The organism is Oleiphilus sp. HI0061 (assembly GCF_001635675.1).
This window is the reverse complement of the sequence record NZ_LWFE01000643.1, coordinates 1-771: the sequence shown is the minus strand read 5'-3', so window position 1 is coordinate 771 and position 771 is coordinate 1. Positions and strand designations below refer to the sequence as shown.

Sequence of the window (771 nt, the reverse complement as noted above, 5' to 3'; positions counted from 1 at the left end):
GGATGAGTATTAAAGAAAGATTTAGGTTTCATAATTTCCCCGTTTTTATGTTTGTTTTGGGTACTTCTTATTGTTCCTTTAGTGCTACAACACGCCACCTTCTTGTGGCGAAACTACAGACTAAAAAACAAATACTTAGAAGGCTTTGGCAAAAATGGGCAAACTAGGTTGTTTAGGTTAAAAGGTATTTATTCGGGCTGGATATTCGAATTTTAGTTGGGTTGTTATTTACTCTGACTCGTTGACTTTCGCACGATCAACCTCGTGCTAACCCGCCTGCGAGCCGTGGAAGGCTCTGCCTACAGATTTGGAGACCACCGCCCCTTCGTTCAAAGCGTCTTCAGTAAATCTGACTGATAATCTTCGATGCTCACGCTCAAACCCAAGCTTTGTATTTTTTCTTCCAGTTCGCGTAAGTCAGTTTTTAGCTGATTGATAGTGAGCGTATTGTCATCCAGCTCATATACCTGAATAGAAGCTTTCAAGTGATAATATTTGATGATAAACGCTTGGTGATTGTTCTGTTCCAACGCTTGGTTTAAGGCTTTTGATTTTCGGTAAATTGCATTGAGCTCTTGTTTAAGCTGCCAGACATACCAAACTTCCGACATAAACGGCGTATTCCGGTTTCGGTATAAAGTATTTAGCACAAGCGCTACGGCAGACACTACACCCACCAGATTCAGAACGAAATTTGAACCTCCAGGTTCCCCAACTAAATGAATCAGTAGGGTTGATACGCTAAGCGCGATCGCCAATAAAGCAACAATG

Annotated in this window: 1 protein-coding gene; it reads right to left on the bottom strand. The window is 41.5% G+C overall.

The window, feature by feature from the left end; translation table 11 throughout:
* Positions 1–329: 329 nt before the first annotated feature.
* Positions 330–771: DUF3087 family protein (locus tag A3735_RS08130; RefSeq protein WP_068637890.1), on the bottom strand; the 442-nt coding region annotated here is incomplete at its 5' end.